This is a genomic window from Pseudogracilibacillus sp. ICA-222130, from assembly GCF_037892545.1.
In the GTDB taxonomy this organism is placed as follows: domain Bacteria; phylum Bacillota; class Bacilli; order Bacillales; family Amphibacillaceae; genus Pseudogracilibacillus.
Genome location: NZ_JBBKBG010000043.1, coordinates 1 through 16,303 on the forward strand (window position 1 = coordinate 1; position 16,303 = coordinate 16,303).

At 36.4% G+C, this 16,303-nt stretch carries 14 protein-coding genes and 1 pseudogene; 10 read left to right on the top strand and 5 right to left on the bottom strand.

Going from position 1 to position 16,303, the window contains the following annotated elements:
* From WKT09_RS12575 to WKT09_RS12600, 6 genes and pseudogenes are all read left to right on the top strand, one after another.
* A pseudogene (locus tag WKT09_RS12575) lies at window positions 1-436 on the top strand (MBL fold metallo-hydrolase); the annotation flags it as partial.
* Window positions 437-447: 11 nt separating this feature from the next.
* Entirely contained in the window at window positions 448-1,218 is a 771-nt protein-coding gene (gene nadX, locus WKT09_RS12580) for an aspartate dehydrogenase (RefSeq protein ID WP_340416360.1), read from the top strand.
* Window positions 1,219-1,407: 189 nt separating this feature from the next.
* A complete protein-coding gene (locus WKT09_RS12585; RefSeq protein WP_340416361.1) occupies window positions 1,408-2,424 on the top strand; it encodes an acyltransferase family protein in 1,017 nt (338 codons plus the stop codon).
* A 328-nt stretch (window positions 2,425-2,752) separates the two neighbouring features.
* Window positions 2,753-3,901 carry an iron-containing alcohol dehydrogenase gene (locus WKT09_RS12590; RefSeq protein ID WP_340416362.1) on the top strand — a complete coding sequence of 383 codons (1,149 nt, stop codon included), beginning with the start codon at window positions 2,753-2,755 and terminating at the stop codon, window positions 3,899-3,901.
* Window positions 3,902-3,911: 10 nt separating this feature from the next.
* The gene (locus tag WKT09_RS12595; protein WP_340416363.1) at window positions 3,912-5,546 is read left to right on the top strand and encodes a sensor histidine kinase; all 1,635 of its coding nucleotides are present in this window, start codon (window positions 3,912-3,914) and stop codon (window positions 5,544-5,546) included.
* Between the two features lie 10 nt (window positions 5,547-5,556).
* Window positions 5,557-6,987, top strand: a complete 1,431-nt coding sequence (locus WKT09_RS12600; RefSeq protein WP_340416364.1) for a sigma-54-dependent transcriptional regulator — start codon at window positions 5,557-5,559, stop codon at window positions 6,985-6,987.
* Between the two features lie 40 nt (window positions 6,988-7,027).
* Here WKT09_RS12600 and adh read toward each other — a convergent pair whose 3' ends face one another.
* On the bottom strand, window positions 7,028-8,545 hold the full coding sequence (adh, locus tag WKT09_RS12605) for an aldehyde dehydrogenase (RefSeq protein WP_340416365.1): 1,518 nt from the start codon (window positions 8,543-8,545) through the stop codon (window positions 7,028-7,030).
* Window positions 8,546-8,620: 75 nt separating this feature from the next.
* Complete coding sequence (adhP, locus tag WKT09_RS12610) at window positions 8,621-9,634, bottom strand: alcohol dehydrogenase AdhP (protein ID WP_340416366.1); 1,014 nt, start codon at window positions 9,632-9,634, stop codon at window positions 8,621-8,623.
* 261 nt (window positions 9,635-9,895) lie between these two features.
* Between adhP and WKT09_RS12615 the strand changes: the two genes are divergently transcribed.
* On the top strand, window positions 9,896-10,159 hold the full coding sequence (locus WKT09_RS12615) for a metal-sensitive transcriptional regulator (RefSeq protein ID WP_340416367.1): 264 nt from the start codon (window positions 9,896-9,898) through the stop codon (window positions 10,157-10,159).
* 22 nt (window positions 10,160-10,181) lie between these two features.
* A complete protein-coding gene (locus WKT09_RS12620; RefSeq protein WP_340416368.1) occupies window positions 10,182-10,478 on the top strand; it encodes a rhodanese-like domain-containing protein in 297 nt (98 codons plus the stop codon).
* Window positions 10,479-10,545: 67 nt separating this feature from the next.
* Here the strand turns inward: WKT09_RS12620 and WKT09_RS12625 are convergent, their stop codons facing one another.
* The 3 genes from WKT09_RS12625 to ectA are packed head-to-tail and all read right to left on the bottom strand — an operon-like array spanning window position 10,546 to window position 12,795.
* The gene (locus tag WKT09_RS12625; protein ID WP_336268387.1) at window positions 10,546-10,935 is read right to left on the bottom strand and encodes an ectoine synthase; all 390 of its coding nucleotides are present in this window, start codon (window positions 10,933-10,935) and stop codon (window positions 10,546-10,548) included.
* 13 nt (window positions 10,936-10,948) lie between these two features.
* A complete protein-coding gene (gene ectB / locus WKT09_RS12630) occupies window positions 10,949-12,232 on the bottom strand; it encodes a diaminobutyrate--2-oxoglutarate transaminase (RefSeq protein WP_340416369.1) in 1,284 nt (427 codons plus the stop codon).
* A 23-nt stretch (window positions 12,233-12,255) separates the two neighbouring features.
* Window positions 12,256-12,795 carry a diaminobutyrate acetyltransferase gene (gene ectA, locus WKT09_RS12635; protein WP_340416372.1) on the bottom strand — a complete coding sequence of 180 codons (540 nt, stop codon included), beginning with the start codon at window positions 12,793-12,795 and terminating at the stop codon, window positions 12,256-12,258.
* A 306-nt stretch (window positions 12,796-13,101) separates the two neighbouring features.
* On the opposite strand from ectA, the gene fadH reads away from it, so the two are divergent.
* Complete coding sequence (gene fadH / locus WKT09_RS12640; protein WP_340416370.1) at window positions 13,102-13,869, top strand: 2,4-dienoyl-CoA reductase; 768 nt, start codon at window positions 13,102-13,104, stop codon at window positions 13,867-13,869.
* A gap of 15 nt (window positions 13,870-13,884) precedes the next feature.
* Complete coding sequence (locus WKT09_RS12645) at window positions 13,885-16,257, top strand: penicillin acylase family protein (protein ID WP_340416371.1); 2,373 nt, start codon at window positions 13,885-13,887, stop codon at window positions 16,255-16,257.
* The last annotated feature ends 46 nt before the right edge of the window (window positions 16,258-16,303 follow it).

The window sequence follows — 16,303 nt, forward strand, 5'->3', positions numbered from 1 at the left end:
ATGGCATAAACAAAGTAAAACGGCATATGTTGGAGATGTAATTTTGTCACATTCGCCGAGTAATGCGTTGGTGGAATTGGATAAAACAGGGGGACGCACAAAGTCATTAGTATTATATGAACAATCATTACAAAAATTACGTGCGTATGAACCAGCCATTGCCTATAGTGGACATGGTGAAATTATACATGATCCGATCGGGTTAATTGACCAAAAATTAAAACGTATAGAAACGAAGGCGGAGCGTATTATCTCCTTACTATATGAAGAGAAAACAGCAGCAGAAATTGCAAAAGAAATGTATAAGGAACGTTATGAACCATTACTCCCATTAGTCATGTCGGAAGTAATTGGTCACTTAGACCGCTTGTATACACTACAAAAAGTGACACAAATTAGAAAAAACGGATTGATTTATTATAAAAAACAGATGTAGAGGTGTATACGATGAAAGTAGGAATTATTGGAGCAGGAGCTATTGCAAATTATATTTTAGAGAATGAAAAAGATCACACCTATGAAGTAACGAGTATACTTGTAAGGGATATGGAAAAATATCGTGAGTTTGGCAATAAATATCATGTTCCTTTATTTACGGATGTTCAAGCATTTATCGACTCTGGTGTAGATATCGTTGTAGAAGCAGCTACAGTGGAGGCGGTACAGGCGTATGTGCCACAAATTATCGAACAAAAAGATGTCATTATTATTAGCATCGGTGCTTTTGTAGAAAATGCATTTACACAAAAAGTAACATCTATTGCAGAGAAAAATAATCGGAATATCTTTTTACCATCAGGGTCGATTGGTGGATTAGACTTAGTGCAAAATGTGTTGGCAACAAAAAATGTGGAACATGTATCCTTAACGACACGAAAAGCAGCACATACATTAGTAAAAGAACCGATGACAGAAGAAAAAATTGCCTTTGAAGGAAGTGCACGGGAAGCTATTGCAATATATCCAAAAAATATAAATATTTCTATTGCATTATCGCTTGCTGGAATTGGATTTGATCGAACAAAAGTGACGATGATTGCTGATCCTCATGCCACCAAAAATACCCATACAATTGAGGTGGAAGGCGCATTTGGAAAAGCTAGTTTTACGATTGAAAACAATCCATTACCTTCCAATCCAAGTACAAGTTATTTAGCAGCAATGAGTGTGATTGGTACGATAGAACGTCAACAAAATGTCATTCGCATTGGGCAATAAAATATCGAATCTTCTATTATTTCCCAGGAAATAATAGAATTTTGTCGAAATATTACAGAGGAAGCTGACTTTTACAAACGGTTTACACTTTGATTAAATAAGCGAAATATAGACATACTATAAGAAAAATTCGGGTATGGTATGTAGTAGAGAATATTTTGATAATGTTGAAGACAAAGGGTGAATGGTATGGAAAGAAATGCTTTTTTTGATAATGCACGTCTATTATTAATAACGTTGGTCGTCTTTGGACACATTATTCAACCATTAACATTTGATTCGAAATCATTGGCAACATTGTATACATGGATCTACACATTCCATATGCCTGCGTTTATTATGATTGCAGGTTATTTCGCAAAAGGGTCTAGTGATAGTAAATATCTATTAGCATTAGCAAAAAAACTATTAATCCCGTATGTTATTTTTCAGGTAGTTTATACAGGGTATTACTTTTTAATCGATAAAAAAGATTGGTTAGTCGATAGTATCTTTTATCCGCACTGGTCATTATGGTTTTTATTTAGCTTGTTTTGTTGGCATATGTTATTAATTTTATATAAACATGTACGTCCTGTCGTTGGAATTATCGTTGCAATCATTATCGGTGTGACGATTGGTTATTTTGATTCGATTGGACATATGTTTAGTTTGTCACGAACATTCGTCTTTTTCCCGTATTTCTTAATCGGGTATTGGATGTCTGAACAACAAATGATGGCATTAAAACGTGTTCCAATAAAAATTGCTAGTCTTGTAGTGATGACTGTATTCGCAGTAGCAATCTATTATTTACCAGATGTAAATACAGACTGGTTGTTAGCATCTAAGTCATATGGTGCTTTAGGAGTTGAGTGGGGAGGAAGTGTATTTAGATTTACAGTATATATGACTTCTTTACTCATGGCCTTCAGTGTCCTAGCATGGATTCCGAAGCAACGATTCTCCTTCACAAAACTAGGGGAACGAACATTGTACGTATATTTACTACACGGTTTTATCGTACAATATTTACGACAAGAAGATATTATTCAAGTGTCGAACATATTTGATTTTATCGGGGTCATTGCAATTACTGTCATCATTGTATTCTTGTTATCAAGTAAGTTTTTCATGACAGTTACAGAGCCATTGATTGAATTAAGTACTAGACGTTGGGATAACTTTAAAAATAGAATTAGAAATAGAAATAGAGATGCATATTAATAGAATAAAAACGATGATCTTTTTAAAGGTCATCGTTTTTTTATGAAGTAATTTGTTTTATTGTACTATTTAGGAGTTCTACTATAGCGAACATGCCGTTGTATAGTTGTCCACACCTCTTTTGCTGGCACTGCATGTGAGATGCCAATTTATTGAATCATTCCGAGTGATAACTAAAATTACCTCTCTATTTTATCCCCTCTTATTCTCTATTACTTTCACAACCTAGTGAGGGTTGAAAGCGATTTATTTGCTCTACTCTATGAAAGAGGAGGGCGAATAATTATGATATAATGAATATTCAGATTACTTGAGTGGAGGGATTTTCGTGAAAATACATAAGTTCGTCATGCCAGAAGTTATATTTGGGACAGGGGCCATGTCACAAGTTGGAGAAAGTTGTCTTCGCTTAGGTGCGCAACATGTGCTTATTGTGACAGATAATGGAATTATCGCTGAGGGATGGTTAAAAGAAGTAGAGAATTCCTGTCATAAAGTCGGACTAGCGTATACAGTATTTTCGGATTTAACATCAAATCCAAAAGATTACGAAGTACAGAATGGATATAATGCATATAAAGACTCAAAATGTGACGCAATATTAGGGGTCGGTGGTGGTAGTGCAATTGATGTAGCGAAAGCTATTGCAATTTTAGCGACAAATGGAGGGGATATTATCGATTATGAAGGGGTGGATAAAATTAATGCCCCATTACCTCCATTAGTGATGGTACCGACAACAGCTGGATCAGGATCAGAAGTGTCACAGTTTTCCATTATACTCGACTCTCACAGTGAACGAAAATTTACTATCATTTCAAAATCACTTGTTCCGGATATTGCGATTGTAGACCCAGAAACTTTGATGACGAAGAGTGCGCTTCTAACTGCAACAACAGGATTGGATGTGTTAACACATGGCATAGAAGCGTATGTAAGTATTGCTGCAACCCCTTTATCAGATGTACATGCAAGAAATGCGATTAGACTTGTTGCGGATAATTTGCGCCAATCGGTAGCTTCTAAGTTAAATAGGGAAGCAAAGGAAAATATGGCGATGGCAAGTTTACAAGCTGGGCTAGCTTTTTCCAATGCCATATTAGGAGCAGTACATGCGATGAGTCATGCTATTGGTGGAAGATTTTTACTACCACATGGGGATGTAAATGCAATTTTACTTCCTTATGTGATGGAGTTCAATTACGTAGCAATGCCTGAAAAATTTGTCGATATCGCTACATTACTTGGTGTTGACGAACGGTTCCTTACGATATTAAATGCTGGAGAAAAAGCGGTAGAACATGTACAGGCATTGTCGAGACAAATTGGTGCACCACAACGATTAAGTGAGTTACATTTAACTGAAAAAGATGCTGCAATTGTAAGTGAATTTGCATTAAAAGATGCATGTATTATTACGAATCCACGGGATATTACGAAAGAGGATATCGAAAATTTATTTATGAAAGCATTGTGAGGCGATATCAATGATAGAAAGAGAACAGTTAATAGACAAGCTCGTTGGAGTTCAATCTTCTAAACAAAATTATTATACACAATTAAAGCAGACGATTTTAGAGTTGGAAAAGAAAAATACACAGCTTGAAATCATTAATGATGTAATGAAAAGTTTTAATATAGAAATGTCGATGGATGAAATGTTATGTCATATTTTGGAGAAGTTGAATAAAATTTATCCATTTCATCGATTAAGTTTGAATCGATATGAAAAGGAAATGGATGAATTATACGTGACGAGCGTATACCCAACCTATACGACATATCCGTATATTGGAACATTTATACCAATTGAACAATCTATCTATTGGGAAGTAGTCGAACAAAATAAGTATAAAAATTACCATTTATCAGATGAACAATATTATACAGAAGATAAGTCTTTTTTACATATAGGTTTACAGCAAATACTCATTTTTCCACTGCGGTCTAAAGGAAATGTTATCGGGACTTTTAGTTTGGGAACAGAAGAAACTTTAACCTTTGATCAGGCTGAAATTGATTTTTTTCAACAATTAAGTGACCAACTAGCTGTATCAATAGAAAACGTATTTTTATATCAAAAAATACTTCAAAGTAAGGAAGAATGGGAACAAACATTTTCGGCGGTACTTGATGCGATCGTGTTAGTGGACGTAAACGGCAAGATTTTACGTGCGAATGAGGCTGGTAGTGCTTTATTAACGAAATATCATTGTGTTGAAAATATCCATACATTACTATATGAAACGATGCTTCCAACGCAAAGTATGATTCAACGTTGTGCATCAACCGAGCAAGTGACATATGAAGAAATAAAGATTGCGGAAGAAACGTATGAAGTGTATGCGTATCCAGCTTTAAATGATGAAAATGAATTATATCATATTATTCTGTATATGAAAGATGTAACGAATAAGCAATTGTATGAAATGCAATTAATTCAATCGAGCAAATTGGCCGCAATTGGAGAAATGGCTGCAGGAGTCGCACACGAATTAAATAATCCACTGACAGCAATTTTAGGGAATACACAATTATTATTACGGAAAGCAAATGAACAAGTGGAAACGACTTTATTGGAAGATGTATTAGGAGCAGGGAAAAGATGTCAAAATATCGTACGCAACTTGTTAACTTTTTCAAGGCAGGATGCATATTTATTTGAAACATGCTCTATGAATGAAGCAGTAAGAACCGTATTAAGTTTAGTAGGATATCAAATCTCGCAAAATCATATTGTATTAGAGACAGATTTACAAGAAAATTTATCGCTATTTCAAGGAAGTATTCAACAAATTGAACAGGTTATCATTAATATATTACTGAATGCACAAGATGAATTAGTACAGTTGAATCGTCACGATGGAAAAATTATTATTTCATCCAGAGAATCTGCGGATGCCATTTATTTATCCGTTCAAGACAATGGAATGGGAATGACAGAATCTGAAAAACAAAAAATTTTTGATCCATTTTATACGACGAAGGAAGTTCAAAAAGGAACTGGACTCGGTTTATCCGTCAGTTTAGGGATTGTTGCATCCCATCATGGGGAAATTCTTGTAGAAAGTGAAAAAGGTGTAGGAAGTACGTTTACGATAAAATTACCGAAATGTGAATAGGGGGGATTTCATGGTACATATTTTAGTCATTGATGATGAGCAAACAGTTGGAAACTTTTTAACCTATTTTTTTGAAGAAAAGTTCTATCATGTATCGGTTGGGTACAGTGGAACGGATTATGATCGATTAATCGAAGAACGGACGTATGATTTAGCGATGATTGATGTTAAGTTACCAGATCGAAATGGATTAGAAATATTAGAACATATCAAACAGAAACAATCCTCATGTAAAACGATCATCATGACAGGATATAGTACAGTGAAAGTCGCAGTAGATGCCATTAAGTTAGGTGCAAATGATTTTATTGAAAAACCTTTCGATGATATTGATTTATTGGAGCAAACAGTGGATCAATTATTAGAAGGACAGACGACTGTCATGGAGGATGATATAAGGCAATTAACGGCGATGAGTGGAATGGTCGTTGAAAACAGTGTAGTAATGAAACAATTACTTACTTTTGCATATAAAGTTGCGACGAAAAATATAAATGTGTTTATCCAAGGGGAGACGGGAACCGGAAAAGAATTATTTGCATATTTTATTCATCTTGCCTCCCATCGAAGTGATCAACCATATATACGAATTAATTGTGGAGCGCTCTCTGAGACACTGTTAGAAAGTGAACTATTTGGTCATGAAAAAGGGGCTTTTACAGGGGCGACAAAGGAAAGAAAAGGTGTATTTGAGATTGCGAATCATGGCACTTTATTTTTAGATGAAATTGGTGATGCTTCTTTGGCGACACAAGTGAAGTTATTACGTGTCATTGAATCGGGTGAGTATATGCGTGTGGGAGGGGAAACATTAAAAAAGACGAATATCCGTATTATTTCGGCGACGAATGTAGACTTGAAGGAAGCGGTAAAAGAAAAGAAATTTCGAGAAGATTTATATTATCGATTAAATGTCGTCGAATTACATATTCCACCACTTCGTGAACGAAAAGAGGATATTGTTCCGATAGCAACATACTTTTTACATAAACTGGATGAATCACTTATGTTGCATGAAGATACTAAAACGTTGTTAAGGACATACGATTGGCCAGGAAATATTAGAGAATTATCCAATATGATAAAACGTGCTGTTTCCTTGTTAGAACCAGGTGAGAAGATGATAGATGCCAAGTATTTTTCACATCTTACTAGTAGTATGTCCAATGAGATATCCACAAGCAAGAAAATGGAAGAAGTAAATTTTGAAGAAAAAATACAAGCTTTTCAACAAATGGTGATAAACATGTGGAAAGACGAACAAATTTTTCCATTAAAACCAATATTAGAAGAAATTCACCAACTAGAAGATTATATTGGGAAGCAATATATTCATAAAGCGTTGAAAAAGTATATTGGAAATAGGCAAAAAGCGGCCGAGGCATTAGAAATTACCCCACGTCAATTGAGATATTTATTAAAAGAAAAGGATATAAGATGAGGGGGAATTCATCTTATATCCTTTTAGTTTTTTTAGTTTCTTAGAAAAAGCCTTGTTTTTGTTCGCTATAGCTAACAAGTAGGTTTTTCGTTTGTTGATAATGACTTAACATCATTAGATGTGTTTCACGCCCAATACCGGAACTCTTATAGCCACCGAATGCAGCGTGTGCTGGATATGCGTGATAACAATTTGTCCAAACACGCCCAGCTTGAATATTGCGACCGAAGCGGTAAGCGCTATTTGCTTCCCGTGACCAAACACCAGCACCTAAACCATATAATGTGTCATTGGCAATGTCGAGTGCTTCTTCTTCATCTTTGAATGTTGTAACGGAAACAACTGGTCCGAATATTTCCTCTTGGAAAATACGCATTTTATTATTTCCTTTGAAAACGGTCGGTTTAATATAATACCCGTTCTCAAAGCCTGCGATTTTATTTTCCTCCCCACCAATTAAACATGTTGCACCTTCTTGTTTTCCGATATCTAAATAAGATTTAATTTTTTCTAGTTGCTCGGTAGAAGCTTGTGCTCCCATCATTGTTTCCGTATCGAGTGGATTGCCTGTTTTTATTTGTGCCACCCGTTTTAATGCGCGCTCCATAAATTCCTCATAAATAGCTTCATCGATTAGAGCACGAGATGGACAGGTACATACTTCACCTTGGTTTAAAGCGAAAAGGACAAACCCTTCAATTGCCTTATCTAAAAAGTCGTCATCTTTGTCCATCACATTTTTCATGAAAATATTTGGTGATTTTCCACCTAATTCCAATGTGACAGGGATGATATTCTCAGATGCGTATTGCATAATGAGTCGCCCAGTTGTCGTTTCACCTGTAAAAGCAATTTTAGCAATACGTGGACTTGATGCTAACGGTTTTCCTGCTTCCACTCCAAAACCATTAACGACATTTAAAACCCCTTTTGGTAATAGGTCCCCAATTAATTCCATTAAAATGAGAATCGATGCAGGGGTTTGTTCTGCTGGTTTTAATACGATACAGTTACCAGCTGCCAATGCTGGTGCAATTTTCCACGTAGCCATTAAAAGAGGAAAGTTCCAAGGGATAATCTGACCAACTACTCCTAATGGCTCATGAAAGTGATATGCGACTGTATCGTCGTCGATTTGGCTTAATGTACCTTCTTGGGCACGAATTGCTCCAGCGAAGTAACGGAAATGATCAATGGCAAGTGGGATGTCTGCATTCAATGTCTCTCTTACAGCTTTTCCGTTATCCCATGTTTCCGCTACTGCTAACTTTTCTAAATTCTCTTCCATTCGGTCCGCAATTTTATTTAAAATTGCAGCACGTTCTGCTGGTGACGTTTTTCCCCAGGCATCCTTCGCTGCATGCGCAGCATCTAGTGCAATATCAATATCTTCTTTCGTTGAACGGGCTACTTCACAAAATACTTCCCCTGTCACAGGTGTCACATTTTCAAAATATTGATTATGTGTGGGAGCCACCCACTCTCCATTTATATAGTTATCGTATTTTGTTTTAAATGTAACTAGTGCGTTTGGTTTTCCAGGTTGTTCATATATCATTATGTTTCCCTCATTTCTATTTTTCCGTAGAACCGTAAAAAGTATTAAATGATGATCATTTTAATAGGTGGATAACTAAAACTCTATGACAACTCGCCCGTTAATTTCACCTTTTTCCATTCTGTCAAATATATCGTTAATATCATCTAATTTTCCAGTTGCTACGATTGCTTTTACCTTTCCATCAGCTGCAAACTGTAATGCTTCTTGCATATCTTTTCTCGTACCAACGATAGAACCTTTTACACTGACACCATTTAACACCGTATCAAAAATAGGTACTGGAATAGAATCATTCGGTAATCCGACAAGGACCACTGATCCACCACGTTTCACAGAATGGTATGCTTGTTCAAACGCTACTTTTGTAACAGCGACACTAATCGATGCTTGCACACCGTTTCCAGTTTTTTCTTTAATTGCTTCAACTGGATCTGTTTTCATGCCATTGACTGTAAAATCAGCGCCTAATTTTGTTGCAAGTTCTAATTTTTCATCATGAATATCTACTGCAATCACTTTAAAGCCCATGGCAACTGCATATTGCAATGCGACATGTCCTAAACCACCGATTCCATAAATTGCTACCCAATCTCCAGGTTTAGCACCAGATACTTTTAATGCTTTATAAGTTGTTACGCCAGCACATAAAATCGGGGCGATTTCGATCGGGTCTACCCCATCAGGGATACGTGCAACATAATCAGCTGGTGCAACACAATATTCGGCAAATGCTCCATCTGCGGAATACCCTCCATTTAATTGATCCATGCATAATGTTTCTTGGCCTGCTAAACAATACTCACATTCGCCACAAGCCTTAAATAACCAAGGGATTCCGACTCTATCTCCAATTTTTAATGATGTAACTCCTTCACCGACTTTATCTACAAGTCCAACACCTTCATGTCCAGGAATTACAGGGAGTTTCGGTTTTACTGGCCAGTCTCCATGTGCCGCGTGTAAATCTGTATGACAAACACCACAAGCTTCCATTTTGATCAGTACTTCACCGTGACCAGGTGTTGGAATATCAACATCCTTCACTTCTAACTTTTGTTTAAACTGATGAACGACTGCTGCTTTCATTTCCTATTCCTCCTAAAAATATATTTTTTGAATAAAATGTTTATTCGCTAATTATATATGCAAGTTCCGTGCCAAATGATGTAAGCGCTCTATGTATGCGTTTACAATTATCGTTTTTATCCGTTTGACAAAAAAATGATAAAACTGCCGTAATTTCGGCATGATTGGACGGAAGTTTGTTAAAATTATTCGTTGACATCATACCTGTAAGGGTATAAACTGAATGTAGTATATAAAATAGAGAAGAAGGGGGAGCATAACGTGGAGTATGATCAAAAGGTAATAAACAGAATGAAACGAATTGAAGGACAAGTGAAAGGCATCATTAAAATGATGGAAGAAAATAAAGATTGTAAGGATGTAATTACACAGTTATCTGCTTCTCGCTCAGCGATTGATCGTGTTATAGGTGTTATTGTAAGTGCGAATCTTATTGAATGTATTCAAAACCTGGATGAATTAGAAGATAGAACAGAAGAAGATGTTGTGCAAGAAGCAGTAAATTTATTAGTGAAAAGTAGATAAAGGAACAGAAAGGAAGTTTTAAATGAATGAGATGACAGCAGCACAATTAGAAGAAAAAATGAACGCTGGGGAAACACTTCATATTGTAGATGTTCGAGAATTAGATGAAGTAGCAAACGGTATGGTGCCCGGTGCAATAAACATACCTTTGAGTGAATTTGCTGATAGGTATACAGAACTGGAGAAAGAAAAGGAATATATTTTAATTTGTGCGGCTGGGGGACGTAGTGCGAAGGCACAAATGTTTTTAGAAGCACAAGGATATCATTGTATAAACATGGTGGATGGAATGAATGGCTGGACTGGAGAACTAAAATAACAAGTTATCATATAGAAAAGCGGCTAAACACATTATTACAAATTGTGTTTAGCCGCTTTTTTGTAAATTAATCCTCTAATAACGGATATACTCCGTCTTCATCATGTGTTTCCGTTCCAACTAATGGTGGGTTAAATACGCAAATAAGGCGCATGTCTTCTTTCCCACCACGTAAATAATGTTCATCATTATCATTTAATGCATACATTGTTCCATCTGTAATAGGGTACACTTTTCCATCTTTAATGGTTTCAATTTCCCCATCCCCACTGACACAGTATACTGCTTCAAGGTGGTTTTTATAATGGATATGTGTTTCTGTTCCAGCATAAATGATGGTTTCATGGAATGAGAATCCCATTTTATCATCTTTTAATAATAATCTTCTACTAGACCAAGTATCAGCTTTTACTTCTTTTTCTGTATCTAGAATGTCTTTTAAATGTCTTACGATCATGTTTCATTTCCTCCTACAGTTCTTCTACGATTGATTGTATACTATTTTCGATTATTTGAAATCCTTTTTTAAGTCCTTCTTCATCGATCATTAAAGGTGGTAAAAACTTGAATACTTCATCTTTTGGACCAGATGTTTCCATTAATAATCCTTGTTCAAAAGAAGCAGCACAAATTTTTTCTGCGACACCATCGACATGACATGCAACACCTTGCATTAAACCACGTCCACGAGTTTCACCTTTAATTTCTGGGTATTTCTGCACCATTTCTGTTGTGAAAGCTTCAATTAAAGCTGCTTTTTTATCAATTTCATCTGAAAAGTGATCGTTTTCCCAATAAGTGAGTGCCTCTGTTGCTGCGATAAAAGCTAAGTTGTTTCCACGGAATGTTCCGTTATGCTCACCTGGTGCCCAAATATCTAACTCTTTTTTGAATAAGGTAATCGCCATTGGCAATCCATATCCACCAATTGATTTGGATAAACAAACGATATCTGGCGTAATACCAGCACGTTCAAAACTGAAAAATGTACCTGTACGTCCACAACCAGCTTGAATATCATCGACAATTAGCAATATTTCGAATTTTCTTGCTATACTTTCGATACCTCTTAACCATTCGTCACTTGCGGCGTTAATTCCACCTTCTCCTTGTACTGTTTCAACAATAATGGCAGCTGGAAGGTCTACACCACTACTTGTATTATTTAAATAACTTTCAATTAATGAAAGTGAATCTGTATTTTCATCATATGCATCAAAAGGCATGGATACCGTATTTGTTAATGGAATACCAGCACCTTTACGTTTTGCCTGATTCCCAGTAATTGCGAGTGAACCGATTGTCATTCCATGAAAAGCGTTCGTAAAACTCATAATATTTGTTCTGCCTGTCGCTTTTCTCGCTAATTTTAACGCACTTTCTACTGCGTTTGTTCCAGTTGGACCTGGGAACATCACTTTATAATCTAAGTTTCTCGGTGCTAGAATCACATCATGGAACTTTTGTAAAAATGTTCCACGAGCCTCTGTCGCCATATCTAAACTGTGAGTAATTGCATCACTCGTAATATACTCAACTAGTTTATCTTTCATTTGTTCATTATTATGTCCGTAGTTTAATGTTCCAGCTCCAGCGAAAAAGTCGATATATTCGTTTCCGTCTACATCCCATAATTTATACCCTTTCGCTTTTTTAAATACAGTTGGAAAACTACGGCTGTAACTCCTTACCTCTGATTCATATGTTTCAAAAGTTTTCATTGTCACTTTGGAATCTTCCATTGTGATTGTCATTAATATTTAATCCTCCATCATTTTTATTGAATTGGTCCAATACGGTACGTCAATTCTTTTTCGTGATCATCTGTTGGGAATTGTTCTTCCGTAAAACAGTCAAAAATAGCGCAATTTGCACGATATTTTTTTGCCATTCCTCTGAATAAACTACTTGAAGGAATGTTTGACGGTGTAACGGTTGCTTCCAAATACTTCACGTCTTCTGTTTCTTTTAATTGGCTTAAAATTCGATGAATTAGTTTTGTTGCCAATCCGTTCCCGCGATATGTTGAATCAACGGCAACTTGCCAAACGAAAAAAGTGTCTGGAGCTTCAGGCTGAATAAATCCTGAAACAAAACCGATAATCTCTCCATCTTCTGTCTCTGCAACGATCGACGTATTAGAGAAAAATTTACTCCACATTAAATAACTGTACGGAGAGTTTACATCTAATACTTTCGATTCTTCTACAATGCGAAACATTTCACTTCCATCGTCTTCTGTCGGGTTTCTAAAATGAACTAATTCACCACTTTTTAACTCAATAGCCGTTTCTTTTGTTAAAGTACTAACGGCAATTCACCTCCTATGAAATCTACACTATTAATCGTAACGATAGCAAAAAAAGTTTGCAAACCTCTCTCATCGTCATATTACGTCATAGTTTTTGTTAAGTATTGTTCAGCGTAAATTTTTATATGTTTTTCTATGAATCTCTTTAAAATGGTCTTGTTTCTTCCGTTATCGTCGAGTTTTATGTGAAAACGCTTTATTTACTACTTGCATATACAATTTAATTTGATAAAATTGATACATAGATAGTGAATGATTATTCATTTTTCGCTTAGAAATAAAGAAAGCGATTACAAAGAGGAGGATGTTAAAATGAAAGGCGAAACAGTTATTGTAACAGGTGGATCAAGTGGTATGGGGAAATATATGGCAAAACGATTTGCGGATGATGGAGCAAATGTTGTCATTACAGGAAGAAATGAAGAAAAGCTACAAGCAGTAAAAAAAGAGTTAGAAGAAACGGCGACTGGAAAAGTAGGCTTTGTGCAAATGGATGTTAGAAATGTTGACGATATCGACCGTATGGTGAAAGAAACGGTTGACATGTTTGGAACAATTGATTATTTAGTAAATAATGCGGCAGGAAACTTTGTTGTGTATGCAGAAGATTTATCCGTAAACGGTTGGAATTCTGTTATTGATATTGTATTGAATGGTACGTTTTATTGTTCACAAGCTGTTGGAAAGTATTGGATTGAACAGAAAAAACAAGGATCGATCATCAATATGGTTGCAACATATGCATGGGATGCAGGAGTTGGTGTGGTACATAGTGCTGCAGCGAAAGCAGGGGTATTAAGTTTAACTCGTACATTAGCTGTTGAGTGGGGTACGAAATATGGTATTCGTGTCAATGCGATTGCACCAGGGCCAATTGAGCGAACAGGTGGAGCAGATAAATTAATGTTATCGGAAGAAATGGCGGAACGAACACGTAATTCAATTCCATTAAAACGTTTTGGAACACCAGAGGAAATCGCTGGTTTAGCTGCGTTTTTATTCTCGAAAGATGCTGCATATATTAATGGAGAAGTAGTAACGATGGATGGAGGCCAGTGGTTGAATCAGTTTCCATTTTAAAATGGAGGGAATGTGATGGGGGAAATAGCATATAAACGACAAGACAATCAGAAGAAACGTCAAGTATGGTTGAGAGTTATTTACATTGTGTTAGCTGTTTTACTCATCGGTGTGGTTGGTGCTGTCATATATGGATACAATGTTGTGCATAAATCATTGCCTACTTTGGAAGGTGAAGTCACTTTACCAGTAAAAGAAGAAGTAATCGTAAAGACAGATGGGCATGGTGTGCCACATATAAAGGCAAAAAATATGCAAGATTTGTATACAGCTCAAGGATATATACAAGCCCAACATCGATTGTTTCAAATGGAATTATCACGTAGGCAAGCGTCTGGTACATTGAGTGAAGTGATTGGGGAAGCGACCGTCGATCATGATAAATATTTTCGAACACTTGGTTTAAGACGTGCTGCGGAAAAATCGTATGATGTATATTCAGACGAAGCAAAAGAAGTGTTGCAATGGTTTAGTGATGGAGTGAATGCTTATATAAAAGAAGCGACTGACAATGGTGCATTGCCAGTTGAATTTACTTTACTTGGTGCAACACCAGAACCTTGGACACCTATCGATTCTTTAACGATTGGAAAGTATATGGCATTTGATTTAGGTGGCCATTGGGAAAGGCAAGCGTTCAATTATTATCTATTAGAAACATTTGATGAAGCGAAGGCTTTAGAATTATTTCCTTCCTATCCAGAAAATGCTCAAACGATGATAGAAGATGTAGAGTTAGATATTGTAACAAGCTTTAAAGATGCGATCATCCCGGATGAGTTTAACGGGAGTAATAATTGGGTCGTTAGTGGAGAAAAGACAGCTTCTGGAAAACCTTATCTTGCAGATGATCCACATTTAGGACTTGCTACTCCATCGATCTGGTTGCAAATGCATTTAGAGGCAGCAGATATGAATGTAAGTGGTGTTATTTTTGCTGGAGTTCCCGGTATTATATTGGGTCATAATGAACAAATCGCTTGGGGTGTCACGAATACTGGTCCAGATGTACAACAATTGTATATTGAAAAAAGAAACCCAGATAACGCAACCCAATTTTTATTTGAGGAAGAATGGGAAGATGCAGAAGTGATTGCAGAGCCAATTCTTGTAAAAGATGGCGAAACAATTGATTATGAGGTAATGGAAACACGCCATGGTCCAATCATCTCTGAATTTGCAAAAGAAATAGGGGCAAATCATGTGTTGGCGTTACGGTGGACTGCATTAGATGCGACGACAGAATTACAAGCTATTTTGCAAATGAATCGTGCGACAGATTGGGAAGATTTTGAAAAAGGATTAGAAGATTTCCATGCACCTGTACAAAATTTCGTATTTGCGGATGTCGATGGTACGATTGCGTATAAAGCGAATGGAAAAATACCGGTGTATGAAGATGGTACAGATGCATTGCTTCCATTAGAGGGATGGGATGCCAAAAATGAATGGAAAGATTTTATATCATTTGATGAGTTGCCGAGAGTTGTGAATCCAGAAAAAGGTTTTATTGCGACAGCAAACAATAAGGTAGCATCTAATAAATATCCGTATCATATTAGTAATGTATGGGCGCAACCATATCGGTATGAACGTATTTTTGAAGTATTAGATGATCGTGAAACATTAACCGTTGAAGATATGCAAGCATTGCAAATGGATGCAACCAATTTACGAGCACGCGAATTTGTACCTTATTTTGCAAAATTATTAGAAGAGGTAGAATTGGATGAACGTGAACAGCAATTATTAGATTTGTTGGAAGAATGGAATTTTGTGGATGATAAACATTTAGCTGCACCGTTATTATTTGATCAATGGTTCGTGCAATTAGAGGAAATATTATATGCCGATATTGATGAAGCGGTATTCGATTTGTTTAGCGGAAAAGCACAAACGACAGATGAATTGCTTCGTCTAGGCAATGACTCGATTTGGGTGACAGAATTAGGGACGATCGAGCATATTGTTTATACTGCATTTCGTGAGGCGATAGCTTCCGTTGAAGAAAATTTTGGCAAAGACGAGTCGAAATGGACATGGGGTGATTTTCATCAAGTTCAGTTTAAACATCCATTATCAAGTGCGAATAAATGGTTAGGTTATTTCTTTGATGCCGGGAAACCTTTGCCTGTTGATGGAAGTGCTGTTACTCCTTTGGCGGCACGTGCTGAAGAAGATGGTATCGTGAATCATGGAGCATCATGGCGTTTTGTGATTGATATGGAAGATCCGACAACTGGATATCATACGGTTAGTCCAGGGCAATCGGGTCATTTTAGAAGTGAATGGTATCGTGATCAAGTGGAAGATTGGGTAGATGGCACATATCATGAGACAGTGTTAGGTGACGTGTCAGGTGCGGTGTTGAAAATTATTCCAGAATAATATTGGTAAGTGCACAGAAGCGGTATGGTACCGTTTCTGTGTTTTT

Excerpts from the sequence above, each read along its gene's own strand:
- nadX (WP_340416360.1), top strand. The coding sequence starts at position 448 with ATGAAAGTAGGAATTATTGGAGCAGGAGCTATTGCAAATTATATTTTA.
- WKT09_RS12645 (WP_340416371.1), top strand. The coding sequence starts at position 13,885 with ATGGGGGAAATAGCATATAAACGACAAGACAATCAGAAGAAACGTCAA.
- adh (WP_340416365.1), bottom strand. The coding sequence starts at position 8,545 with ATGATATATGAACAACCTGGAAAACCAAACGCACTAGTTACATTTAAA.
- WKT09_RS12595 (WP_340416363.1), top strand. The coding sequence starts at position 3,912 with ATGATAGAAAGAGAACAGTTAATAGACAAGCTCGTTGGAGTTCAATCT.
- ectB (WP_340416369.1), bottom strand. The coding sequence starts at position 12,232 with ATGACAATCACAATGGAAGATTCCAAAGTGACAATGAAAACTTTTGAA.
- adhP (WP_340416366.1), bottom strand. The coding sequence starts at position 9,634 with ATGAAAGCAGCAGTCGTTCATCAGTTTAAACAAAAGTTAGAAGTGAAG.
- WKT09_RS12625 (WP_336268387.1), bottom strand. The coding sequence starts at position 10,935 with ATGATCGTAAGACATTTAAAAGACATTCTAGATACAGAAAAAGAAGTA.
- WKT09_RS12600 (WP_340416364.1), top strand. The coding sequence starts at position 5,557 with ATGGTACATATTTTAGTCATTGATGATGAGCAAACAGTTGGAAACTTT.
- fadH (WP_340416370.1), top strand. The coding sequence starts at position 13,102 with ATGAAAGGCGAAACAGTTATTGTAACAGGTGGATCAAGTGGTATGGGG.
- WKT09_RS12620 (WP_340416368.1), top strand. The coding sequence starts at position 10,182 with ATGAATGAGATGACAGCAGCACAATTAGAAGAAAAAATGAACGCTGGG.
- WKT09_RS12585 (WP_340416361.1), top strand. The coding sequence starts at position 1,408 with ATGGAAAGAAATGCTTTTTTTGATAATGCACGTCTATTATTAATAACG.